Origin of the sequence: Halobacteriovorax sp. ZH5_bin.2, from assembly GCF_043196375.1 — a bacterium.
Taxonomy (GTDB): Bacteria; Bdellovibrionota; Bacteriovoracia; order Bacteriovoracales; family Bacteriovoracaceae; genus Halobacteriovorax_A.
Genome location: NZ_JBEBMJ010000006.1, coordinates 104,860 through 128,783 on the forward strand (window position 1 = coordinate 104,860; position 23,924 = coordinate 128,783).

The 23,924-nt window shown below is 37.6% G+C and carries 25 protein-coding genes; 10 read left to right on the forward strand and 15 right to left on the reverse strand.

Annotation, left to right across the window (positions count from 1 at the left end):
• Nucleotides 1-64: 64 nt before the first annotated feature.
• The gene (locus ABMA76_RS14490; protein ID WP_392911459.1) at nucleotides 65-1,075 is read right to left on the reverse strand and encodes a hypothetical protein; all 1,011 of its coding nucleotides are present in this window, start codon (nucleotides 1,073-1,075) and stop codon (nucleotides 65-67) included.
• Nucleotides 1,076-1,150: 75 nt separating this feature from the next.
• Here ABMA76_RS14490 and ABMA76_RS14495 point away from each other — a divergent pair, with 75 nt between their 5' ends.
• Genes ABMA76_RS14495 through ABMA76_RS14505 form a run of 3 tightly spaced genes read left to right on the forward strand, consistent with a single transcriptional unit; the run spans nucleotide 1,151 to nucleotide 2,992 of the window.
• Nucleotides 1,151-1,786, forward strand: coding sequence for a DUF3943 domain-containing protein (locus ABMA76_RS14495; protein ID WP_392957769.1), 636 nt, complete (start codon nucleotides 1,151-1,153; stop codon nucleotides 1,784-1,786).
• A complete protein-coding gene (locus ABMA76_RS14500) occupies nucleotides 1,773-2,504 on the forward strand; it encodes a hypothetical protein (protein WP_393061970.1) in 732 nt (243 codons plus the stop codon). Before ABMA76_RS14495 ends, ABMA76_RS14500 begins: the two co-directional genes overlap by 14 nt.
• The gene (locus tag ABMA76_RS14505; protein ID WP_392911455.1) at nucleotides 2,501-2,992 is read left to right on the forward strand and encodes a DUF501 domain-containing protein; all 492 of its coding nucleotides are present in this window, start codon (nucleotides 2,501-2,503) and stop codon (nucleotides 2,990-2,992) included. The genes ABMA76_RS14500 and ABMA76_RS14505 overlap by 4 nt, the downstream gene beginning before the upstream one ends.
• Here ABMA76_RS14505 and ABMA76_RS14510 read toward each other — a convergent pair.
• The 7 genes from ABMA76_RS14510 to ABMA76_RS14540 all read right to left on the reverse strand — a co-directional run bounded on the left by ABMA76_RS14510 (nucleotide 2,989) and on the right by ABMA76_RS14540 (nucleotide 11,628).
• Nucleotides 2,989-3,405, reverse strand: a complete 417-nt coding sequence (locus tag ABMA76_RS14510; RefSeq protein ID WP_393061972.1) for a hypothetical protein — start codon at nucleotides 3,403-3,405, stop codon at nucleotides 2,989-2,991. The two genes, ABMA76_RS14505 and ABMA76_RS14510, sit on opposite strands and share 4 nt — an antisense overlap.
• An 8-nt stretch (nucleotides 3,406-3,413) precedes the next feature.
• Nucleotides 3,414-3,938 carry an FMN-binding protein gene (locus tag ABMA76_RS14515; RefSeq protein ID WP_392911451.1) on the reverse strand — a complete coding sequence of 175 codons (525 nt, stop codon included), beginning with the start codon at nucleotides 3,936-3,938 and terminating at the stop codon, nucleotides 3,414-3,416.
• Nucleotides 3,926-5,038, reverse strand: a complete 1,113-nt coding sequence (locus ABMA76_RS14520) for a hypothetical protein (protein WP_393061974.1) — start codon at nucleotides 5,036-5,038, stop codon at nucleotides 3,926-3,928. Before ABMA76_RS14520 ends, ABMA76_RS14515 begins: the two co-directional genes overlap by 13 nt.
• A 91-nt stretch (nucleotides 5,039-5,129) precedes the next feature.
• A complete protein-coding gene (locus ABMA76_RS14525; protein ID WP_393061976.1) occupies nucleotides 5,130-6,050 on the reverse strand; it encodes a DUF368 domain-containing protein in 921 nt (306 codons plus the stop codon).
• 5 nt (nucleotides 6,051-6,055) lie between these two features.
• Nucleotides 6,056-8,593 carry a type I DNA topoisomerase gene (gene topA / locus ABMA76_RS14530; protein WP_392911446.1) on the reverse strand — a complete coding sequence of 846 codons (2,538 nt, stop codon included), beginning with the start codon at nucleotides 8,591-8,593 and terminating at the stop codon, nucleotides 6,056-6,058.
• An 87-nt stretch (nucleotides 8,594-8,680) separates the two neighbouring features.
• Nucleotides 8,681-10,891: a LysM peptidoglycan-binding domain-containing protein gene (locus ABMA76_RS14535; protein WP_392911444.1), complete on the reverse strand. Its 2,211-nt coding sequence runs from the start codon at nucleotides 10,889-10,891 to the stop codon at nucleotides 8,681-8,683.
• An 8-nt stretch (nucleotides 10,892-10,899) separates the two neighbouring features.
• Nucleotides 10,900-11,628, reverse strand: a complete 729-nt coding sequence (locus ABMA76_RS14540; protein ID WP_392911442.1) for a hypothetical protein — start codon at nucleotides 11,626-11,628, stop codon at nucleotides 10,900-10,902.
• A 142-nt stretch (nucleotides 11,629-11,770) separates the two neighbouring features.
• On the opposite strand from ABMA76_RS14540, the gene ABMA76_RS14545 reads away from it, so the two are divergent.
• The 3 genes from ABMA76_RS14545 (at nucleotide 11,771) to ABMA76_RS14555 (ending at nucleotide 14,525) form a co-directional block, all read left to right on the forward strand.
• Nucleotides 11,771-11,998, forward strand: coding sequence for a DUF4911 domain-containing protein (locus ABMA76_RS14545; protein WP_392856875.1), 228 nt, complete (start codon nucleotides 11,771-11,773; stop codon nucleotides 11,996-11,998).
• A 98-nt stretch (nucleotides 11,999-12,096) separates the two neighbouring features.
• Nucleotides 12,097-13,467: a hypothetical protein gene (locus ABMA76_RS14550; protein WP_392911440.1), complete on the forward strand. Its 1,371-nt coding sequence runs from the start codon at nucleotides 12,097-12,099 to the stop codon at nucleotides 13,465-13,467.
• 20 nt (nucleotides 13,468-13,487) lie between these two features.
• Nucleotides 13,488-14,525 (forward strand): thrombospondin type 3 repeat-containing protein, encoded by a 1,038-nt coding sequence (locus ABMA76_RS14555; protein WP_392911438.1) that lies wholly within the window; start codon nucleotides 13,488-13,490, stop codon nucleotides 14,523-14,525.
• Here the strand turns inward: ABMA76_RS14555 and ABMA76_RS14560 are convergent.
• Together ABMA76_RS14560 and ABMA76_RS14565 are read right to left on the reverse strand one after the other, a co-directional pair.
• Nucleotides 14,515-15,114, reverse strand: coding sequence for a hypothetical protein (locus ABMA76_RS14560; protein ID WP_393061978.1), 600 nt, complete (start codon nucleotides 15,112-15,114; stop codon nucleotides 14,515-14,517). The genes ABMA76_RS14555 and ABMA76_RS14560 overlap by 11 nt on opposite strands.
• Complete coding sequence (locus ABMA76_RS14565) at nucleotides 15,102-16,199, reverse strand: hypothetical protein (protein ID WP_393061980.1); 1,098 nt, start codon at nucleotides 16,197-16,199, stop codon at nucleotides 15,102-15,104. The genes ABMA76_RS14560 and ABMA76_RS14565 overlap by 13 nt, the downstream gene beginning before the upstream one ends.
• A 163-nt stretch (nucleotides 16,200-16,362) precedes the next feature.
• Here ABMA76_RS14565 and ABMA76_RS14570 point away from each other — a divergent pair, with 163 nt between their 5' ends.
• Nucleotides 16,363-17,373: a phosphatase PAP2 family protein gene (locus ABMA76_RS14570; RefSeq protein WP_392911432.1), complete on the forward strand. Its 1,011-nt coding sequence runs from the start codon at nucleotides 16,363-16,365 to the stop codon at nucleotides 17,371-17,373.
• Between the two features lie 33 nt (nucleotides 17,374-17,406).
• On the opposite strand, the gene ABMA76_RS14575 is transcribed toward ABMA76_RS14570, so the two are convergent.
• The 3 genes from ABMA76_RS14575 to ABMA76_RS14585 are packed head-to-tail and all read right to left on the reverse strand — an operon-like array spanning nucleotide 17,407 to nucleotide 19,827.
• Nucleotides 17,407-18,537 carry a hypothetical protein gene (locus ABMA76_RS14575; protein WP_393061982.1) on the reverse strand — a complete coding sequence of 377 codons (1,131 nt, stop codon included), beginning with the start codon at nucleotides 18,535-18,537 and terminating at the stop codon, nucleotides 17,407-17,409.
• A 32-nt stretch (nucleotides 18,538-18,569) separates the two neighbouring features.
• A complete protein-coding gene (bcp, locus tag ABMA76_RS14580) occupies nucleotides 18,570-19,043 on the reverse strand; it encodes a thioredoxin-dependent thiol peroxidase (protein WP_393061984.1) in 474 nt (157 codons plus the stop codon).
• 25 nt (nucleotides 19,044-19,068) lie between these two features.
• The gene (locus ABMA76_RS14585; protein WP_393061986.1) at nucleotides 19,069-19,827 is read right to left on the reverse strand and encodes an MBL fold metallo-hydrolase; all 759 of its coding nucleotides are present in this window, start codon (nucleotides 19,825-19,827) and stop codon (nucleotides 19,069-19,071) included.
• Nucleotides 19,828-19,859: 32 nt separating this feature from the next.
• Here ABMA76_RS14585 and ABMA76_RS14590 point away from each other — a divergent pair, with 32 nt between their 5' ends.
• Nucleotides 19,860-21,116 (forward strand): M48 family metallopeptidase, encoded by a 1,257-nt coding sequence (locus ABMA76_RS14590; RefSeq protein ID WP_393061988.1) that lies wholly within the window; start codon nucleotides 19,860-19,862, stop codon nucleotides 21,114-21,116.
• A gap of 181 nt (nucleotides 21,117-21,297) precedes the next feature.
• A complete protein-coding gene (locus tag ABMA76_RS14595; protein ID WP_393061990.1) occupies nucleotides 21,298-21,486 on the forward strand; it encodes a hypothetical protein in 189 nt (62 codons plus the stop codon).
• An 8-nt stretch (nucleotides 21,487-21,494) separates the two neighbouring features.
• On the opposite strand, the gene ABMA76_RS14600 is transcribed toward ABMA76_RS14595, so the two are convergent.
• Complete coding sequence (locus tag ABMA76_RS14600; RefSeq protein WP_393061992.1) at nucleotides 21,495-21,968, reverse strand: hypothetical protein; 474 nt, start codon at nucleotides 21,966-21,968, stop codon at nucleotides 21,495-21,497.
• Nucleotides 21,969-22,382: 414 nt separating this feature from the next.
• Here ABMA76_RS14600 and ABMA76_RS14605 point away from each other — a divergent pair, with 414 nt between their 5' ends.
• On the forward strand, nucleotides 22,383-23,048 hold the full coding sequence (locus ABMA76_RS14605; RefSeq protein ID WP_393061994.1) for a type 1 glutamine amidotransferase: 666 nt from the start codon (nucleotides 22,383-22,385) through the stop codon (nucleotides 23,046-23,048).
• Here the strand turns inward: ABMA76_RS14605 and ABMA76_RS14610 are convergent.
• On the reverse strand, nucleotides 23,045-23,896 hold the full coding sequence (locus ABMA76_RS14610) for an alpha/beta fold hydrolase (protein WP_393061996.1): 852 nt from the start codon (nucleotides 23,894-23,896) through the stop codon (nucleotides 23,045-23,047). The two genes, ABMA76_RS14605 and ABMA76_RS14610, sit on opposite strands and share 4 nt — an antisense overlap.
• Nucleotides 23,897-23,924 lie beyond the last annotated feature (28 nt).

Sequence of the window (23,924 nt, forward strand, 5' to 3'; positions counted from 1 at the left end):
AAATCGTCCTATATTTCGCATCTATAGTACGCTTTCAGTAATATGCAAGCAAGCTAATCTTAACCTAGTTAAGATTCCCAATACTTATTGGAAGCTCGTAATTTATCCCAAAGGCAAAGTCTTCATTCTTCGTTTGACCAAGCATAAGAGCAAAATTAGAAGCGCTATCAGCATAGAAGTGAAATAGTGCAGGATATAGATTTAGACGGACTCTAAAGTCCTCAGAACTGTTCATGAGTAGTGACGCAGCCTGTCTTCCCATGGTTTCTAGGAAATAGCCGTAAACAAATCGGCCCTTCTGCTCAAGAGGGTTTGTAAATGCCATCCCGGCCGTAATTGAATGAGAGAGATCACCGTTGTCGTAAGTTAGTCCCACCATATTCATCATCCCCATATAAAGAAGGGGCCTAAACTTATCAAAGTGAAGAAGTTTCGGGCGCAAGATATAATTTAATCCAACGTTAAAAAAGTCTTCATGTTCAACATCATAGACTGGCATGAAGTGCCAAGTCGTCATCCCCATTTCGTCGATCATAAAATTCATAAAGGGGTCATTTAAACCTAAGAAGAATGCGGCCACATCAAAGAAATAAAGGTCAGCGATGTGATCAAGTGCTGATACTTCAGGCTGAGTTGTTTCATTGGCCTCATTTCCAAAGTGCATGGCAAAAGTGACAAAGAACGAGAAAGTCTTGGCCCACTTGATATCATAGTAGTCAGCGTACTCCATGAGCTTCTTCGTTTCGTATGCTCCACCAAATGTATGAAGAAAGATATTTGGTAAAGCTCGACTACTTAAAAACTCTTCTTTTAGAAATTTATCAAACCCTCCATTCTTTTTAATTGAATGAATGGGATCCTTCACCTTATTCCAAACAATTTTATGCTTTTCAAAGTAGTCCTTCTGGTTAAACCAATAAGGGTTTTGAATAACGTCAAATGAGCCATTGATATAGAGCTGAATTGGAAACCATCGACCGTCTTCTTTCTCGTCAAAGACAAGATAATTTGAACTCTGGGCAAAGATTTGTGATGAAGTAAATAAAATTAATAAGAAAGAGATTAATTTTTTCATATATTTAGTGAACTGGCTTAATTATCGCAATGTATTATTGGCCAGAACGTGGCCAAATTTATATAAGATCACATCGTGAAAAGTTTTATAATTACCCTATCTTTTACAATACTTACCCTATGCATGCAAAGAACTTCTTTTGCACAAAAAAAGTATTTCTACCAAGATCGTGATCACACAAAAGAGGAGATCTATAAAGACGTTAAATTTGTTTTTGGAATCTCTCTCATTGCCTACCCCCTAACTCAATGGGATACCGTAAGAAATGAAGGATCATGGGATAGCTACCGCAAGAACTTTGGAAAGATTGTCTTCGATCGCGATGAACCATTTTGGAATTATATGGTTCACCCTTATACAGGTTCACAAATGTTTCTCTACTATCGTGCTCGAAATTACCGATATGCAGATGCCCTCGCACTAACTTTTGTCTCTAGTACGATTTTTGAGTTTCTCATCGAAGTCTATACCGAACCAGCTTCAGTACAAGACCTCTATCAAACACCTGTACTTGGAGCAGTTATGGGTTATGGTTTTGAAAAACTGTCCATGTCTCTGTTAAATGGAGAAAGCAAGGTTGGGCACTTCTTTGGTCACTTAATTAACCCAATGACTTTATTTCCTTCAATCTTTGAAGGAACAGCATATGCAGTCATCGCTCCAGACTTAGATAAGAAATCAATTGGATATTACTTTCATGCAGAATTTTAAACTAATTCTCATATTTATGATCTCTCTTGCTTCTTTGAATGCAAGAAGTGCTTTAGGGCCTTATGAGTTCTACCTAAGAGCTGGCTTCACTCTGCAGAACACTATTTTTAACGAATTAGACGACGACCAATTTGAAAATAAATACGATATCGAAGACCGTGAAGAATCAAAGGCTTTTGGTATTTATACACAGTTTTCATTTCGACTAGAAAAGGTCGAAATTGGCCTTGAGTCCCATACAACTTTCGGACGGGCCCGTGACCTACGCTTTGCCTACGACAGTACAGTTCTAGCGGGCAATGGAAACTTCAAATCTTTCAATATTACCCCGACAATTCGTATTAATAGCGATATCTATGAAGTTGATTTTTTACATCATATTGGATTTAGAAGATTTAAGCTCTATGTTAAGTTTGGTCCTAGCTGGCTTCTTAACTCACTTGACCTTGATGACTTTAATATCGTTAAAAATGGTAGAGATCTAAAACTAAATTATGACTCTTTTGGAGGGTCACTTTCTGTCGGTATTGAACAAGTTAAAGAAGTCTATCGCTTTCCATTCTTTGCCGAAGTTACGGTTGCAGCATATCGCTCTTATAAGACCACATTAATCGATCGGACAGATCGTACCAAGGTTGAGATTCTTAAAGAGCAGAGCGCGCGAGAAGATATTAATTCATTTTCAATTTTTTATACTATAGGAGCATCTCTATTTTGAGTACACAAACTACGCAAAAAGATATTGAACAGATTGAAGCTTTTTTAAAAAGAGAGGCCAGAGGTATTGTTGAGGTTTCAGCAAGAACAACTGACGGTCGCCCAGCTTCAATTAAAGTTACTCCAGTTGTAGATAAAGTTCCCTTCCCTACGATCTATTGGCTAGTCGATCCTGTCGTCTACAAGGCCATTAGCCAAATCGAAGGGCAAGGATTTACAAAAGAGCTTCAGGCCATGATTGATGCTGATGATGAACTTAAAGAAAAAGTGAAAGTAATTCATGAATCATATCGTGATGAAAGAGTGAAGTTATTTAAAGAGATGAATCTCGAGCTACCAGATAATATGATGCCGATGATTACAGATACTGGTATCGGAGGGCTCAGAGATTTCTATCATCTAAGATGTCTTCATATGTTCTATGCTTTTCACTTAGTTCGCCCTCATATAATTGGAGAACTAGTTGATAAGAAATTACAACAAGCTTAGCGATTTGCTGTCACGTGATGGTAAGTAAAACCAAGACTCCACACAAGGGACACTCCAAGGTGGATATAGGCAGACCATTGCCTAAGTAGATCATTATCACTAACCTGAATTAAGTATCCGGATAAGCTCATAACCACAAAGAGTCCAATTAGAAAGATTCCCGAAGTACGTGATTTCTTATAGCCACTTAGTACTCTCTTATAGATATGATTTGAAAAAATTGTCCCAACAAAGAAAAGAAGGAAAGGCACAGATAAGATGTGAAGCTTTTGCATCCAAATAGAAAGTGGATGGGTTTCAGCTCCCCAATCACCTTCAATTGTCATAAAGTACTTGGCCACAAAATAAATTGTCCCCGTAACAACGATAAAGTAATTTGAAATAAATAGGTTATTCTTTTCTGTCGGCGTCATAACTTAGGCTAGATTATATCTTTTTGTAGATATAGCGACAACCATACTAAAAATTTTGTACTATTAGACGAAAGAGTTGCTCCAGAAACAATATCAATTGTATCTGGTCTTTGTGATTTAAAGCGAGAAAGCCAATTCGGCTTCACCTTATATTCTGAAGGCTCTTCAAATTTAACGATCGCTAAACTTTCAATATTATTTTTTACCACATGAACATGAAGAACTTGATTCTTTGTACGAACAGTATCCGTAAAGACAAAGTCATACGACGTTTCATTCTTGCATTCTCTCTTATAAAACGAATAGAAGCGTCGAATATCACGAGTTGGATATTTAGATTTTATTGTTTCAAACTCTTTGTCCGTTAAGAACTTAGACTTCTCAACAAATGCACAATCAGGATACTTCTTTGAAAGAGTTTCCTTGATCCCAGCGTAAGCTTGTCCCTTCGCTAGAAATAAAACAGCAGTAAAGAGGAAGACCCCCTTTACTGCCTTAATATTGAATAGATTTGAAAATCTTAGTATTCCCATCCGATCCCGAAGTTTACTTCTTCTAATTCACCAGCATTAGATGCATTATTTAGTTTAGTGAAGTCAGCTTTGAAAGAAACTTTATCAAGTGGCTTATACATAATACCAGCTGTGATATTTTCTTTATCATTTGCTTTATCAGCTACGCCAACAGATGCATCAACATCGTCTTGAGTGTTATAACTTTCGTATCTTACATATGGCATAATTGAATAAGTTTTACCATGAGTAATATTGTAAGCTAGATCAACATAGTAACCTTGCATAACGTCAGCCACAACATTTCCAGATGCTGCAGAGAATTCTTTACCATCAAGAGTTGAGTAAACATATAACGCCTTCACCATTAGGCCTTTGTAGTTATATGCTAAATGAACATCGTAGATATTGTGCTCACCTTGAGCGTCACCATTAGTTGTTCCCATATAAAGAGAAGCACCTAGATCAAGACCAAAGTCAAAACCGTAATCAACTCTAGCAACATGTGACCAGTGTCCAGCAAGTGCTTTAGCACCTTTTTGACGTCCACCACGTACACCACCTTCAGAGAAACCAGCAGATCCATCCCAAGACTTTAGTGAGTTCATGATATAGTACTTATACTCAAGGTTATTCCAAGTACCATATACTCCTACACCGTTTTCACGCATAGTCGTTGGAATAATTGCATTTTCAAGTCTTGGACGCTTAACACCAATAAAACGAGTTGGCTCGTGCTCAGTGTTTACGATCCCAATTGGAGTAAGTAGAAGACCAGCTTTGAAGTTTAAAAGGTCAGAGTGAGCATAACGAATTTCCGCAAATTCAGTATAGATTTCATCTGCGTGCTCAATTTCAATTTCAGTCATGAATGACCACTTGTCACTAAATTGATACCCAACGTAAAGTACGTTTCTTAGAGTATCCCACTGAGATGTACCTTCACTATTGTCAGTATAGATGATCTCACCGTAACCACCGAGGCTTACCTTAGATGATAGGCCCTTTGATTGCATGCTTTGTACTTCTTTAGAAAGAATATCAATTCTTCTCTCTAGCTCTTGTGTTGTAGCAGCACTAACTGTTGTTGCTGCAATTAAAGCGATAAACAACTTTTTCATTTATTCTCCTATTAAACATTTTGTTTGAATCACCAAACGGATGTTAATGAGAATTAAATAAAAGGTCAAGTCACTAAACTAGACAATATTTTTAATTGTTTCTGTTCGCACTACGCTCTAAAAAGAAGACAAAGAAGAAACCAATGACAACAAGCACAACAGCTAGAATATCCTCTGGCGTAAGTGAAGTTGGAAAGTAAAGGCTCTCAGAAAGGACCTTTGTCTTGCCACGAATAACGACAGACTTTGTCACTTCTCTCCAAGGCCAAACCTTAGATAATGTCCCAAGAAGAATTCCTACAAGGAACGCCATTGTGCGCTCGCGGAAATTCTTCATAAAGAAATTTAAAACCTTAGAAAAACTAACTAGACCAGTTAAGCAGCCAAGAGCGAAGACACCAATGATAATTAAGGCACCTTCTTGAAATGGATTCTTTAAAGCACCTGTAACGTATTCATACTTTCCTAAAATTAACAGTATGAATGAACCTGAAATACCTGGCAGAATCATGGCCGTTATACCAATTAGGCCACAAATATAAATAAACCATAAATCTGTTGGAGTTGTGACAGGCACAAGCTGAGTAATAGCAAAACCAATTGCAGCACCTAGGGCCACCATAACAAGGGCCAGAGGATTCTTACGATCCTTTAAGTCCCTAGCGATGACAATGATAGAAGCTGAAATCAACCCTAGAAATAGGCCCCAAGTCGGTACAGGGTGATGATTAATCAAATAATGCATAAGCCTTGCAAGAGAAAGCATGGCCCCGAGAATTCCAATACCTAAAGGAATGATGAATTTTAAATCAATCTTCTCTGAAACACTCTTTATATTAAAAGTTAGTGCATCCTTAATGAGACCTTTATCAATGGCAGCGACTGTGGCCAGAAGCTTATCATAGATTCCAGTGATAAATGCAATAGTTCCCCCTGAAACACCAGGGATTAAGTCGGCAATACCCATAAGAAAGCCCTTGCAAAAAACAAGGGCCATATTTTTATTGATCATATTGATTACTCTTTATTCTCTTGTGCTTCTTCTTTAGCAAATGGAGTATCTTCCCAGTCTACAGAGTGCTTACACTCAGGACATTGAAGCTGTTTCCCCCATCTCTTTGTTTCCTTAACACCCATAACGCCGAAACCACAAGCAGGACAATCCATAACTTTTGGCTCATTCCATAGGGCCGTTTCACACTCTGGATAATTCGTACAACCATAGAAGATTTTCCCGTAACGAGACTTCTTCTCTGCAAACTTTCCAACCTTACACTTTGGACAAGTCACATCGATTGTATAAGGAAGAGTTGTTTCACACTTTGGATATTCTTCACAGCGAACAAAGCGTCCATACTTACCTTTCTTAACTTCGAGACGCTTTCCACACTCTGGGCATGGGTCTCTAAACCAGTCCTTTGGAAGTATTTCAATTGTTCCATCAAGGTGCTTTTTAAAGTCATGAGTCGATGTACAATCTGGGTAGTTACGACAGGCAAGAAACTGACCATTACGTCCCCATTTAATAAGGTACTCACCGTCTTCACATTTATGGCAGTGAATTCCCGTTGGAATCTCCTGCTTTTTAAGGTTCTTCATTTCCTCTTTTGCTTTTTCAAGAGTCTTTTCAAAACCTTGCCAAAATTCCTTAAGAACTTTCTTCCACTTAATTTCACCGTCTTCAATTTTATCCAGAAGCTTTTCAACATTGGCCGTAAAAGCAACATCCATTACATCCGGAAACGATTCAATAAGCATCTTACAAACAACAGTACCAAGCTCTGTCGACATAAAACGGTTTTCAACCTTTTCGACATAACCACGGTCTTGGATATTTGAAATAATTGAAGCATAAGTAGAAGGACGCCCAATCCCCTTTTCTTCAAGAGTCTTTACAAGAGAAGCTTCGTTATAGCGAGGAGGTGGCGAAGTCCAGTGTTCCTGTTCAGCAGGTCCATTCTTTGCAGGCATTTGCTCACCAACTTCAATTACTGGTAGCTCACCTGTTGCCTTTGGTGTGTCATTTTCATCCTCATCATCATTACCGCCGCGACGTGAAGCTTTTTCAGCAGCTGCTTCCATATAGACAGTTCTAAAACCTGGAAACTTAATGATCGAGCCATTTGCCTTAAAGAAGTGGCCTTCACATTCAAAAGTTACAGCTGTTTGATCGATAATCGCCTGACTCATTTGAGAAGAGATAAACTTATTCCAAATAAGCTCATATAATTTTTGCTCATCTGGCTCTAAATCTCCTCTTAATTGATTTGGAGTATATTCAAGAGAAGTTGGTCTGATGGCCTCGTGGGCATCTTGAACCTTACTACTTCCCTTTTTCTTATATTCAATTGGTTCTGGTGATAAGTACTTCTCACCATATTGGCCCTTAACATATTCACGAAGAGCATTTAATGATTCCGGCTCAGTTCTGACAGAGTCCGTTCTCATATATGTGATAAGACCAACAGTTCCAAAGTCAGTTGTTGCAATCCCTTCATAAAGTCTTTGCGCAACCATCATTGTTCTCTTGGCCGTAAATCCTAACTTATTAGCAGCTTCCTGCTGAAGCTTTGAAGTTGTAAAAGGAGGTGTAGGGTTTTGTTTTCTTTCACGTTTTTTAACGTCAATAACTTCAAACTCTTTCCCATTAACATCTTTTACAATTTGTTTCGTAAACTCTTCATCTGTTAATTCTGTTTTCTTCTTGGCATCTTCACCATAGTATTTGAACTCGAAAAGAGTTCCATCTTTTTCCATCTCACCGTGAATTGAAAACCACTGCTCTGGAACGAAGGCCTTAATTTCATCTTCTCTTTCAACAATGATTCTTAGGGCAACTGATTGAACACGCCCAGCAGAGATACCACGTTGAACTTTATCCCAAAGAATTGGTGAGATCTTATATCCCACAAGACGGTCAAGTACACGACGTGTCTTTTGGGCATCATACATATTAACATTTAGATCAACTGGGTTTTCAACGGCATTTGTTACAGCATTCTTTGTAACGGCATTGAAAATAACTCTTCTAATTTTTTTCTTCTTACCAATTTCTTCAGCAAGGTGAAATGCAATGGCCTCTCCTTCACGGTCCAAGTCGGGTGCCAGGAAGATTTCATTTGCATCTTTTGCTAATTCTTGAATTCTTTCGATCTTTGCTGCTTTACCAGCTATTGGTACTAGGTCAATCTCAAAGTTCTCTTTGATATCAACACCTAGTTTTGATTTTGGAAGGTCTTTAATGTGTCCATTTGAGGCAACAACCTGAAAACCACGCCCAAGATACTTCTTAATTGTTTTGGCCTTTGAAGGTGACTCCACAATGACTAGTTTGTAGTCTTTGTCTTTAACTGAGGAAGCCTTTTTCTTTGTCGTCTTCTTTGCAGTTTTCTTTGCAGTCTTTTTGGCCGCCTTTTTAGCTACTTTTTTCTTTGCAGTTTTTTTGGCAGTTTTTTTAGCAGTTTTCTTCTTTGTTGTTTTTTTTGCTGCTTTTTTCGAGGCCTTTTTAGAGGCAGCATTTGTTGCAGCTTCACTCACAACTTCTGATTGTGTCATGATGTTCACTTTCTCCTGTTATAAAAAAACAAGGTGCGTTACTGGAACGCACCAAGGATATCTTAACATATTTTTTGCTAGCATAGATTAATTTGAGTCACTATTCAATAGTTCTTCAATTTCTTCGATGTCATATGGAGTCAATCCGTAAGGGTTCTCCTTACTGTTCAGATCTTCATCCATATATTTTAGACCTTCTTGTGATTCGATTTCATTCATTGAAGGTAGTGCGTTAGGATCTTTGGCCTTCACACCTTTCTCAATTAAATTCAGATCTTGACGCTCTAAGTAAGTATCTTCATCAATCTTCTTCTCATTTAATTTTGTTTCAGCTTCAATCAATTCTCTCTCAAGCTTCTCAAGTTCTTTAAGATCACGAGCTTGTTCTTTAATGATCGATTTCTCTCTTTCTTGGCGTTCAAGTTCTTCAAGTTCATCTTCTTCAAGGCGAATTTCATCAACCTGCTTAAGAAGATCCTCTCCAAGATTATCTAAGTTCAACTCAACATCAAGTTCCTCAAGAGCAAGGTTCTCTTGCTTGCCAAGATTCTTAGCACGAGTATTATTACGTAGCTGCTCTGCCATCTTTGCAGTTGCCTCAGATTTAGTCAGAGCAATATCACCAAGCTCCATTCCTGAATTACTATAAGAAATAACGGCCGTCGCAAAATTATCTGTGACAGTAATAACAGTTGCCTCACCTTTTACATATGTTGGTTGAGAACTAATTTGCTTTCCTGTTCCTCTATCCATGAATGAGTAGACTTCAAAAACATTTCCTAACTCAACGCCATCTACTCGACCACGATCGAGGTAAACAACACTTCCTAGAGCTAGTCCTCGCTGTTGTTGTTTATATGAACCAATAATGGCCGCTTCAATACGTCGAGGATTATAAGTTTTAAAAATCTTAGCAATCTTAGGTGTGTAAACTGTAACTCTAGCACCGCGCTCAATTGTTTCAACAATTTCGTCAACTGATACTTCCCACTTATTATCTTCTAACTCTCTTATCGCTTTCACTTGTCCTAAGATTGTATAGCGCAGACCTTCACGATCAGAAATACGATGAGAAACTTTTCCATCTGGTTGATAGATTGAAAATTTATCACCAGGCCTTACTTGCACACTCTTATCAAACTTAACGTAGACTTTCTGATCGCGAAGAATAAGAACAGACTCGTCTTGCTTATCAGAGATATACCCTAAGTCTTGAAGGTGGTTAGTCGAAAGAAATGTATTTAAATAGAAACCATGTGAAACCGTGATTTCTTGTCTTTCAATAGAAGAAATTCCATTCTTATCATATTGATTATCAGGTTCCTCAATAATGATACGAGAAATAGGCGGAGCATACTTCTTATAGTCAGTATTTAGCTCGATCTCAGTCATTGATAGAACATCATCATAAGAAGATTCAGTTAATGATTGAAAGAACGCACCTTTATTAACAAGCTGTCTTCTCTCTCTTAGCCAATTGGACTTTATATCATCACCGTATGCTGAAAAGGCACCAGAGGATGCGACCTTAACATTTTCAGAGCGACGTACTTGTGAGCCATCATCTTCAAATGTCCCAAATGCAACCTTAGGAAAAGAGCTTTCGCTTCCCGTTGAGAAAACAAGAACTTGTCCCGGCTCAATTTCGTGAGGGTTTGTAATTTGTGGGTTCATTGACCAAATCTTAGAATAGTAGAATCCTGATCCAAAAAGGTTTTGTGAAATTTTCCATAACCAATCACCCTCTTGAACAACATACTTATCGACCTTTGCCGATGTAGCAAGCTCATTCCACTCTTCTTCTGGTATTTTCTTTTCAACAAATTTTGCAAGATCAAGAAGCTCTTTCTCTTCTCTTCCCACATTGAAAAGGTTTTTATTAATCGTTACTTTTTGATCACTTGCACTCGATCCTTTGGCCTTCTCTGGCTCAACAATCTCGACATTAGTAGCTTGTGATTTTGTATCAACATCTTTTGCAAGAATATCAATCTCTTCAAGATTATCTGCATTCTCTAAATTATTGGCATTAATCTTTTGTAGATTCTCATCAGTTAGAACCTCTTCACCAGGAAGGGTCTTCTTTTGATCACTTTTTATCGAATTTAATTCATCAGTAAGAACTTCCTCAGACACGTCCGTTTGCTGTGGCTGATCAGTCTCTTCTTCTAATAGCATAAGAAGGTCTTTATCATCTAAGAGCTCTAGATCCTTAAGATCATCTTGTGCGCGCACCTGTCCCATGCTCATGAGAAGAGATACGATACAAAATAATAAGCTTAGATTTTTCTTCTTCAAACTACGCCCTATGCTTCACCGAAGAAATCGTGAAGGATTGAATAATACTTCTCTTTCTTCTTTGCTAATTTTAATTTATCAGTACAAACAATAAGTCTTCCTAAACTCTTAATAACAAGACCTGAAAAAGCATGTTGTCTAAGAATCTCTTCATACAACTGCATCGCTAGATCAAATTCTTGTTGAGAAAAAAGCATTTCTGCTAAGTAGAACTTTGCTCTTACTTTAATTTGACTATGTCTTGAACCTTCAAGATCTTTTAGAATAGTTAAAGATTGGTCCAAGCGGTTTTGTGCCATTAGACCTTCGGCCTGCTTTAGCAGATTTAATTCTTTTTGTAGAAGAACATCATCTGATTGTTCTTGCTTCTTTTGGGCAACCACTTCATTAGCAAAAACATCTACTGTTTCAGCAACACTACTACTCTTTGCGCCTTGAAGATCATCAATCATACTAAGTTGTACTTGCTCAGCCGATCCCTTCCCATCCTTGGCCTTGTATTGTTCAGCTAAGCTAGGAGCTTTAGTATCTTTTAAAAGCTTGTCGTATTTTTCAAGAAGCTGATCGTACTGGGCCTTAGGAACCATTTGTTGTTTAGCTTCGGCCTGCTTCGCTTCTTCAATTGGGTAACCTTCTTCATCAAAAAGAGTTTTTCTTTTCGACCACGAACAAGAAGTCGTTGCCAATGCTAAAATTAATACTGAAGTGAGTGGAAATCTCTTCCTGAAATCTTTCACTTGTAGTCCTCCATGACTTGATAAAAGAGTGGCCTTTAATAATATTTTAGGTTACAAAGCGTTTAAGTCAATGAAATTTCGTGGATAGGCAAAGACTGCCAAGCCAAATAACTAAATAAAAAACAAACTTGTCGAGTATTTTATGAGTGAGATATTTAAAACAATTGTAAGAGTACCAAAGAAAGAATCAGCATATTTCTACTTTCAACTTGAAGCAAATGAAGGCCTATGTTTCTACTCAACAATCGAAGGAGACAAGCACGAAGGCCATCGCGACATTATCGTACAGGCCCACCCTAGCCTAGAACCTGAAGTTAAGTACTTACTTAATAAATTAGCTCAAGAAATCGAATTACAATTTATTGACTAATTTTTGTACACCTAAGAGAAGATTTCAAATCCGACTAACTCAATCAAATTAAATGATATAACTCACAAAATACCGTAAACCAAAAACGGAGAGAGATTATGTCACCAGCAATTAAAAAAGTTGCTAATACAACCTTGTGTGTATTTGCCTGCCTTCAAATGGCCTCTTGTAAAGTTGTTACCAATAAAGGTATCAATAATCACTTCAATGATTTCAAGCTTAGCCTTGAAAGCTCTGAAAAATCAAACTTATCAGATTCAAAACTGATGATGGCCAACGAACTACAAATAAAATCAGAACAAATTGCCAAGCTAATCAACAGTGCTCCAAAGTTTGAAACTTGGACAGACTCAAAGCAAACTTACGGATCGAATGATCGTAGAAGAAGAGTGCGTACAGTTGAAAAATATAATGAAAGTAAAGAGAAGATTCGCAACTGGATGAAACAAGTTAAAGATCTAACTCTCGATATCCACGCAATTACTTTTGATGCAGGAAAAGACTCTTACCGTAAAGATGAGACTAATCGTCTTATCAATACACCTGAGCAAATGGCAAAAAACGAAGTACTTGCACTCTACTCTCTTACTTATATGAGAAATCTAAGTGAAGGTTATACAAAACGTTCAATTGGTTATATCGAAGAGATTTCTTCAGATAAGATGCAGCGTTTCACTGAAAATGATGATGAATTCAAGCTTGAAGTTCTACAGCAACATATGGCCTATATCGGTATGATGAAAATCATCGATCAAGATGCAAAGAAAACTCTTACAAAACTTAAGGCCATGAGAGATGCAAATATTCTTTCACCACAGTTAAGTGAAAATATTAACAACCTACTTAATACAGGTAAGAAAGAAAACTCTGAGAAATTAGAAAAGTTCAAAGAATATAAGCAAGAAGCTCTTACTCAAGAACAAAGAGCTGAGTTTGATAAGGCCTTAACAACTTACGAAAGCGTATTTGGAAAGAAGTCCCTTCTATTTGATCCAGCAAATCCAGATCATCCACTTATGCACCTATTTGTTATTGCTTCAAACCTATCTTGGGGATTAATCAATACAATGGTAGGAGCTGCTTTTATTGGAACAAAGGTAATTCTTGCGCCAGTTAGTCGTGGAGTTAACTTATTTATAAACTTCCTAGAAGCTGTAACTCCATATCGTTATATGAGAATGATTGAATTTGATCTACCACGTATCAGAATCGCAGCTTCAAAGATGCAGATCTATGCTGACGTATGTGGACTAGGAATCGTACCAGGAAAGATGTCTGCAGGACTATTTGAGCTAGACTTCTGCTCAGGTTACCGTTTCGCTTCAGGACATGAAGCAGGTCACGCGAAGCAATCAGCACTTCTTGGCCCACTATACTTCCCAGCGGCGATCCTTTCATACGCTCTAGTTGGTGGACACGGTGGATTCATTGAAGCATGGGCAGATATTTGGTCAGCTCACTACCACTAAGAATTGGATAAAAGTTAGGCATGATTTTCAAAAAGAAAAACATATTTAAAAACTCTCTACTGGGCCGCCCTTGGTCCATAGGGAGTCTTGCCATTTCAATGGTAATTACCCAAACGATCTTGGCCGCCCCATTCAATCTTCCACCCATCGATGAAAAACTTCGCTATACAATAAATGAAACCTTTATTGAAAAAGATGTTATTAGAAATGATAACTACTTTATTTTTCTGGACCAGGACTTCGATGGAATTCCAGATGCTATGGATAATGATATTGATGGTGATGGTTACGAAAATATCACAGATGAGTTTCCTGAAGACAAAACAAGATTTGGCACTGATCTAAATAATAATGGCATTATCGACTTTGTTGATTTTGAGTTTAGTAAGAATATTACTGACAAAGAAAGGTCTAAAGCAAGTACTCTTCAAACGCAGATATATGAAGATTACAAAATTCTTCTAATTCCTGCTGCAGAAATAAACTTAAAGCAAATTCGCCTTGTCAAAAAACTACTCGACACTGGATTTACAGAGACAACAAATCACTTAAAATTTGTTATTTTTGAGACAACACATCCGACAAGCTGGCTAACAAAAGGCAAGTATGATGAAGAGTGGAAACAAATCGTTATCTACAAAGATCAATTAAAAAATGATGAAGAGATCAACCTGACTCTAACTCACGAGTTCTTTCACTTCGTTCAAAAAGAGAACCCAGAACTATACCAAGACTTTATTAACTCTGTTGGCTGGTCTGCAACTGAAAATGAGAGGCATTTCACATACCAACACAATAATGATCACCATCTCCCAGAAATTAACTTATCAGAAGCAAAGCTTAGATTAACTAATACAAATGAGTTAATCGCCTATGATAACTTCCCTTCGGAGTACTCAACAGTATCGCCAGAAGAAATGTTTGCAGAGGTGGCCACAGCATACCTATATCAAAATAAATCAAACGAAAAAGATTTCGCCAATAGGTTTACAAATTTTGAAGCTTTTGCGAAAAGCCAGGCCTTTAAAATATTTAACGAGTTATTCTCTATTTTTTAAAGTCACTATTTAAAACAAAGCGCTCCCATTTCTTCTTAATGAACCACTCGGTAACACTCTTAAATGGAGGAAGATTTTCTCTCTTTCTAGCAGCGTTTAGCTTTCTTAGATCTGGTCGATAATAAGTACCAATCACCTTTCCAGAACGTTCAATTACTTGAAACTCATTTGAGACAGGATTATAGCGGTAAATATCATTCTTACTTCTAAAAGAGATAATATTATCATCACTTGAGCGAGCAAATTTCTCAGCATTTCTCAAGTATTGTCTATCACTAACAAAGTTAAATTCATCACCGTGTTTTTTCGCATGCCCAACAAGAAGATCCTTATCTTTGAACCCCGTTGTCTTGAATCCCTTACGATGGATCATATGTTGAAAGAACATTGGATCAATCTCGACACCACGATCAAGAAGACTTGTCATCTCTTGTCTAATTTCACCTTTGATTCCTCTTTGGCTCATAATCTTTTGCGACTCGATTGCTCTTGTCACCTTAGCATCAAGGTCTTTACACTTCTTTCCAGCCGCAAAAACCTTCCAAGAAAAGCTAGAAGTTATAAGGAGTGAAAATATTAAAGCGCGCATGCTGCATACTCCACTGTTAGGTTCACGTAATTAGCAGATGAAAGAGAATTAACCTTCTCAAGGCCATCTTTATTCTTTGTTGTAAGAATTTTATTGATTAACTCACCCACTTTTTCTTTTCCTAGCTTCCCCGCACTCTTTAGTTGGTCAAGAAGTTGTAAGAATTTTGCTGATGAAGTCACCCTCTTTGAAAGGTACGCTAGAGAAGTCATGGCATTACCTAGGCCGAGAGGGCCTCTCATAATGACATTGACGAGGACATTTGATCCGAGACTTCCCACAAGAGAGCAAACCAATTGAATTTGAGATTCAAGAGATAAGGCCCCTAAGGCCTCCCCAAGACTTGCTAATTTTTGATCGATTTGAGTAATGAATTCTTTTGTTGTCTCATATGTATCAACTGCACTATTCCAAAATTTCTTGGCCGACTTAACAGGAGACTTTATAAAATTCCAAATTCCACTTCCCACATCTTGAACAAGGCCACCAGTTTTTGCCCAAGCAGCGCTTAAGGCCTTTTGCACACAACCGCTTGCTTGTGCCATAAGGTAATCCTTATTGAAGCGATCAACAGGTGCTTGTAGATCATCAATATTAACGATTTCTTCTAATTGATTATTACATTCAACAGCATGGGCCTTTGGGATAAAAAGGTCGATGAGGGTGTACTTTTTAAAACTTCCCTTTCTCATTTGATTTGCCACAAAGCCTTTCACGCTTTTAACAATCTTATACTTTTCAACCTTTGCGATATTTTCAAAATAGATAGAAATAGGAGTCTTTCCAACTTTGAAATTTACGACATCACCGGCCGCCAGTGGAATGAACTTGTTAAGCTTGCCTGCATCGGTCTCAAGGCCAAGCTTCACAAAGAATCTCTCAGCGCCCTTTACAAATACTTGATTTGCTAAGAAGTGCTCAGAATAGTTTTGATAGAAGCCATCAAAGTCTTGATATTGGTATTCAGCAATTAGCGCTTTTGCTAACCCTTGAAAATCATTTGAACGATCTTGGTATTTGAAGTCAGTTGATGAATATGCACACAGGCCGTAAATAGTTAAAATTAGAAATAAAATTCCCCTCATTCAATTATTCTAACTTAAATTCATCTTTAAAAATTGAGGAAATATATTACCGCTAGCTAACTGTCTAAAATTTATGGCCCCCGTGTAAATACAACAAATTTACCCTAGTAAACTCCCTATCAAGATATAATGGCACAAACATAATTTTATTTAGGGAGACATTATGAGAGGAAGTAGATTTCTAAGAATACTAGCATGCCTAGTATTCGTCATTAATGCACATGCGCAATGTCTAGTCGAAGACTTCCTAAGAGATGGGATCTGCCCTGGTATGGGCGAATACAGTGTCTTCCAGCCTCGCTACGAAGAAGATGGTATTATTAACCGTTATGGAGAATATACATTTGCTCCTTCTTATCAAACACTTCCTGTTGGCCTTACCAATAATGAGCTTGCACTAATTGGTGCAACTGCAGGTACGGCAATTCTTCTCTTTAATAACGATGAAGAACTTATGCAATTTGCCCAAGACAATCGCACAGAAGTTTCTGAAGAGATTGCTTTTTGGGGAGTGAAAGCCGGAAGTTACCCTATTCAACTTTCTGCTGCCGGTTACGCTCTAGGTGTTGTTATTCAAAATGACGAAATTAAAAGAATCTCTAAAGTCGCTCTTAAGGCAACAGTTCTTTCAGGACTAATTACAAGAGCTGCTAAAATGACTTTTAGTCGTGTAAGACCAAATAAAACAGAAGACAAGAATGACTTTACGGGCTTCAATTGGGATAACGATAATGTTTCCTTCCCATCTGGGCACACAACAACGGCCTTTACTTTTGCAACAGTTATTGCAGAACACTACAAAGATAAATCGAAATTTATTCCAGTACTTGCTTACACTGCCGCAGCTGTTGGTGGTTGGTCTCGTGTTCACGATCGTGCACACTGGGCAAGTGACGTAGTCGTCGGTGCTCTCGTTGGTCACTTAACTGGAAAGCTTATTTATGCAAGTGAATACAACCCAAATAGAAATGAGAAATGGGATATGTCGATTCACCCAGTAGTTGCACCAGACTACGTTGGTTTTCACTTTGAATTCCGTGGAAAAAAGAAAAAGGACACTTACGCGAAAGACTTTATGGCAAAGTGTAAGAAGTTCTATCAAGAAAATCCGGCAGGAGTTGATCCCGTTAGAGAGTGTACTCGTTTATATTTTAATAGCGTATTTGATAAGTAATAAAAAAGGCCCTTTAAGAGGGCCTTTATTTTTTTAGTAATTTAATTCGAAAACAAGTGGAAAGTGATCTGAGTATCCGGCCTTAGCTTTCTTAGTCGCTAAGTGATCATAACGATTCGGAGCTGTTTGCACTTTCTTCGTTTCAACCTTAAAGCCACGATCTCTCATCTCTTCAATATCTTCATCAAAAACACTTTGTGGTTGTGGTTGACGAATAAAGTCTGGAGCATAGATCTGATATGATTTTAGATCAACTCTAATAGGATGCTTCTCACCTAGCATTACTCTTGGAACGAAAACACGGTCTAAGTGATTCCATTGAGAGTTTCTTGCATAGTAGTAAGTCCCTGGAGGCATCGCTTTCACTTTCTTTGAATTAGACTTCTCAGAACGAAATACTTTTTCAACATCTACAATTGATCCATCTTTTAAGAGAACATCTCTCAATGGATGCTTATTACCAGCTTTCTTTAGCTCAGGAATTGTATTGAAGTCACCTACAGCAAGTACAGATGCTTTCGCATTCTTTTTCATGATTTCATCAATTCTGGCTTTTAGAGTCGTTGCTGCCGTCACTCTTGCTTCATCAGGGTTTCCTAGACTTGGCCAGTGATTAGCAAAAACATAAAGGTCATTCTTCCCTAGCTTGAATTGCACTTCAAAGATATTACGAGAAGGCCTCTTTTTTAGATAATCACTTTTAAGAACATGCTCTTTCTTTGAAACATATTTAAAATCTTTTGTTTCATTAAAAAGTACTGCAAGATCAACTCCACGGTAATCTGGTGAATTTGAAGTATAAAATTTCTTATAACCCAGAACTTTTGCAAGTTGACCGATGACATTTTCATTTTCAATTTCAGAAACAACTAATAAGTCAGGAAGCTTCTTTCTTTCTTTTAAAACAACATCCTTAATCTGAGATAGTTTTAAATTTAGTTTCTCTTGAGTCCAGTCGGCCGAGAAACACTCGTCACGACGATACTTTGAAGAAACTTTCTTACAAGCTTCTTTCTTTCCCTTAGTGTTCTTTGGAAGGTAAGCCCAATCGTTCTTTCCTTCATCTTTTTGTGTGTCGAATAGGTTTTCAACGTTATAAGACATCACTTCAAGTGTTGCTGCATAAGTTGTTGAAAATAGTAAAAATAAAATTAGGGCCTTCATAAACTTCCTCAGCTAATTAATTAAAGAAAGGACTATAGATTTTCTTTAATCCAGTTCAGTACGTCATCATGGTGTGACTTAGTTTTCACCTTATCCATTACATATTTCAGACGACCGTCTTTGCCAATAATAAAAGTCGTTCTGATAACACCCATGTATTCTTTACCCATGAATTTCTTAAGTCCCCAAACTCCATACTTATCCATAATCTTGTGCTCAGGATCTGAGAGAAGGTCAAAATTTAGCTTTTGCTTATCGATGAATTTAACAAGACGTGCTGGCTCGTCAGGAGATACTCCTAAAACCACTGTATCGGCCTTAGCAAACTCCTTTTTATAGTCACGAATACCACAGGCTTGAGTTGTACACCCAGGTGTCATGGCCTTAGGATAGAAGTAAAGAACAACGTTCTTGTCACCTTTGAAATCCTTTAGGCTTACTTTTTGTTCGTCTTGGTTAAGCATTGTAAATGCTGGCGCCATATTTCCTACTTTTGGAAAACTCATATCAACTCCTTTAAGTGTTTTTTATTTACCAGTTGTCTCGTTTATGTCTTAAGTCTTTAATTCTTTCTTTATCATTCGTCATCAAGAAGAGATTAACTCTCCTCTCTGTTTCAAAATTGGTTTGAAATCCGATGCTTCCTTCTGATTCCACACGCTCGAGCAACTGTTTTGCTGCTTCATTATCCGGATCATTGGCCAAGGTGAAATTTAAATTATTCTTTATATAGTCATGCCCCGGCCAGAGAATGACCTGATCCTCGACTCTTTCATTTAGGGCAAGAATCGTGTCAACGAATACTTCAAGATTTCCGCCGTTCTTACAGTTACCAATCCCTGCATTAAAGATCGTATCCATCGTGATAATTTCAACTTGCTTGCCAGATTCAAAGAATAGAAAGCACAAGTGATCCATCGTATGACCAGGGGTCTCAATGACTTCGAGCTCTCCTAAAGAAGTTGGAATCTTTTCTCCGTCAACAAGAATGCGATCAACACTTTTAAAGCTGTCTTTATGCCCCCAGACTTGAGCACCATGTTCTTTAACCAAGGCCTCAACTCCGGCCACATGATCATAATGACCGTGTGATAGCAGGACCACGGCCAGTTGGCGTTCATTAGCGGCCAACCACTCATTGATTAATTCAGGGTAGATAGGATCGACCACAGCAACTTCCGCATTGCCCATTTCGACAATATAGTTATAGTTGCGTAAAGGTGAATCGGTATAAATTTGATGAACATTCATAGGCAAATACCTTTTTTTTTGACATGATATAAAGGTCATAACAAATATAGAAGTTAAAAAAAAGGAAGCACATGGTCAATCTTACGATGGCATCAAAAGTATTTATTTCTGTCCTTTGTATTAAGGGACTTGTTGAAGCATATCTAGATAAGAGAAATATTAAGCATATTGGAAAGAACTTTAATAAAGTTCCAGAAGAGTTCGCAGATAAAATCACTCTTGAGGACCACCAAAAAGCTGCTCGCTATACGATGGAGAAGCTTAACAAGGGCCAACTTTTCAACTTTATCGGCTATATCATTCTTGTGATTTGGACACTTGGTGGTGGACTAGATGCCCTAAATAAGTCAATTCTAGCTCTAGAGCTATCTCCACTTTTTACAGGAACTCTCTTTATCCTGGCCTTTAGCTTTATTAACTCAATCCTAAGCCTGCCAGAATCTCTTTATACAACTTTTGTTATTGAAGAGAAGTACGGGTTTAACAAAACAACTTTTAAAACTTTTGTTACAGATATGATCAAGGGATCACTTCTTGGGCTTATAATTGGTACTCCACTAATTTACGGTATCCTTTGGATCATGGAATCTCTTGGACAATATTGGTGGGCCTACGCTTGGGCATTCCTAAGCGCATTCCAACTACTTTTAATGTGGATCTACCCTACTTTTATTGCTCCAATCTTCAACAAGTTTACGGAGCTTGAGGAAGGCGAAGTGAAGGATCGTATTCTCGAGCTTTTGAAGCGAGTTGAGTTTGAAAGTAAGGGACTATTCGTGATGGACGCTTCACGTAGAAGTGGTCACGGAAATGCTTACTTCACCGGATTTGGAAAAAGTAAGCGCATTGTCTTCTTTGATACTCTAATTAACACTCTAAGCGCGTCAGAAGTAGAAGCCGTTCTTGCTCACGAATTAGGCCATTTCAAGCGTAAGCATATTCTTAAGATGATGATCAAGGCCTTTGTTTTTAGCTTTATCGGCCTATTTATTCTAGGACAGCTGATGCAAACATCATGGTTCTTTGAGATGCATGGAGTGCATACGACACAGACTTATATGGCATTAACACTCTTCCTACTCGTTAGCGGAATTTACACTTTCTTTATTACACCTATCTCATCATGGGCATCGAGAAAGTACGAATTTGAGGCCGATGAGTTCGCTTCAACTCACTCGGACCCTCAAGAGCTAATCAATGCACTTGTGAAGATGTACAAGGATAATGCGAGTACCCTAACTCCAGATCCAATTTATAGCTCTTTCTACCACTCTCACCCACCAGCACTAACGAGAGTGAAGTTCTTAGAAACATTTATTAAGAAATAACAAATATTCAGGGTAAGTTTGGCACCGTCCAACCTTACCCTGCTTTCCCAGAAGCCAATCTCCTGTAAGAATCTCGTCTCAATCTTACATGTTAAAAAAAATTACAACCCCCGAGCGATTCTCTTTGTCTAAGGCCCAAATCCTTTCTATTCTAAGCATAATTATATACGTGAGGGAATTTATGAAACTTGTACTAGCAATGGCCGTTATCGCATGTCTTGGATTTAGCATGAATGTATCTGCAACAGAGATCCTTAAAAGTATCCCAGTTGAAGATCAAGGTCCTGAAAAAGACGAAAAAGAGTCAAAGAAAGATAAAGACTCTAAGAAATCAAAAGAAGATAAGCTACTTCAAATAGCTAGTCGCTAATTCTCGATTTATTTTACAGATCTGGCCTTCTCGAGAATCTTTTCAATATTAGAGAAGTCTTTTACGACTTTCCTCATTTGAAGAAGATACTTCTTTGATTGTGGGCTTTGTTTGTGAATAGCGTGAATATATTTATTCAGCTCGCCCTCAAGTAGCCTGGCCTCAGATACAAAAAGGGCGATTAACTTCACCTGTGCTTCAAGCACATCCACTTCAGTCGAACTCTTTGCAAGATTTAGAATTTGAGTATGAGTAATATCACCAACTGGCTTTGCTGCAAGATCAAGATTATTCAAACTACCAGTATTCTCCTCAGAACTTTCTCCCAACTTTGATAAATCAACATCCTTAATTTGTTTAGTAATTGAGAACTCTAAAACATTAGATGGATTTTCATCATTAGAACCAGAAACCTTTGGCGCTTCGACGCAAGCTGCTGGCTTTTCAATATTGTCATGATCTAATTTCTTGGCAGTTGACAAGATATCCCCCCGAATTAATCTTAATTTATTTATCGGTAAATTCTTGCCTTAACTTTAACCTGTTTTTAGTTAGATTTTATATAAAATTAGACTTTTAACCTAGGTCAACAAAGAGTTTTTCTTTTAGATTCTTTATAAAATTGAAAGGTATTGAATTCACATTTGGTGCTGACGAACTCTTAATAACTTAGAAATTTTCAAAATTTTTCTCTGATTTTGATCTTTTGAACTTAGAAAGTACTGATTGTTAAAACCCTTAATTAAAAAGTGCCAATATCTTGTGGATGTTTGACACTGTCAAAGCTCACTAAATACTATTTCTTTTTACGACAAAGTTCTTTTAGCTTTTTAAGAATTTTGTTAGATTAGGCATTCTCAAATTGACACTATTTCGGCCATATTTTAAGGAACCTCATGAAGAAGCCTATTGCAATAATCGACTGCGCAATTTCGAAACCATCATATAACTGCATGAATCAAATGATTCAAAATTTTAATATTCCTACGACCTATCACTGGGTATCTCAATTTGGATGTGATTCACTCGATAAAATTGAAGAGGCCAGCGGCTATATTATCTTCGGCTCAGACTCAAATGTATATCAAAGACTAGAGTGGCAAGTTGATCTAGCAAAACGTATGAAAGAAAAATTAGAAAAAAATATTCCAGTCATGGGTATCTGCTTTGGCCATCAGCTTATTGCCGATATTTTTGGCTCAAAGGTTGATATGGTGAAACCTGATAACCAACTTTTTGAAGGAACAAGAAAGACAAAAGTTCTTACTGACAAATTTGGTTTCAAAAAAGACGAAGAGTTCAGTCTCTTCATCACTCACCACTATGAAGTCAAGGAGCTGCCAAAAGGCTTTATTCATCTTGCAACATCAGACGATTGTTTTCTGGATGGAATTGCTCACGAGTCACTTCCATTCTTTAGCTTTCAAGGACACCCTGAAGCATCTCAAGACTTTGTCGAAGGCCATATTGAAATGACTCTATCGGAGCAAGAATTAAAGGCCGGTTATGAAGGTGGCCGTAAAGTCATAAAGAACTTTATCGACTATGTTCAAGCTCGCTAAAAGATTAATTTTTTAACGAGATCCCTAAGATAATTAAAATAAGGAGTACGATACTTTTCAATTTCTTGATATTGTTCGTGTCGTGCACCTTCTATTTTTGTTACAGTAAAACTCGTGTCAACTTCTGCCAAATACTTTTCAAGCTCAGGTACACTAATTAACTTATCAGCTGTTCCATAAGAAATATACTTTTCAACCTTATCATTGATAGGCTTTGAAAAAACTCTCTTACTACAAGCAACCATTTCCAGCAGGAGTTTTGTGTGAAGCTTTTGAAGATTGAAAGGATCATTTTTAAATTCCTCAATCACTTTATTTCGATGTGAAAGAGTATTTAAATCCACAAGACCACCTAGTGGTATCGACATTTTAAAAGAAGCTAATTTTTTAAAAATATTTCCCTTAACCTTATTAACGGCAGCAGCAAATGGGCCACCAACACCAACAGGTGGAGCATTGACGATAATTGCTCTTGGATAAAAGCCTTCTTTTAGATTATTTTGTGTAAAGCCACATGTAATAAGGGCCCCCATTGAGTGCCCATAGAGAATATAATCTTCCATTTTATAATTCTCTCTTAAATGCTTAAGGCAATCTTCAAGGTCTAGCATATATTGCTCAAATGGGTCGATATAAGCTTTCTCACCACCACTTCGTCCATGACCACGTAGATCATATTGAAAGACATTAACATCAAAGCCAAAAATTTCTTGTAGGTATTTATGTCGACCTAAATGCTCCCCTATTCCATGAGTCGCTATTAGCCAGTACTTTGCCCCATGCTCAACCACTTCAGTGTATAGCTTTACACCATCGCGCATAGGGATCGCTCTCTTAATTGGCTCCATATTTTACCCTTTGATTAATTTTTATTTA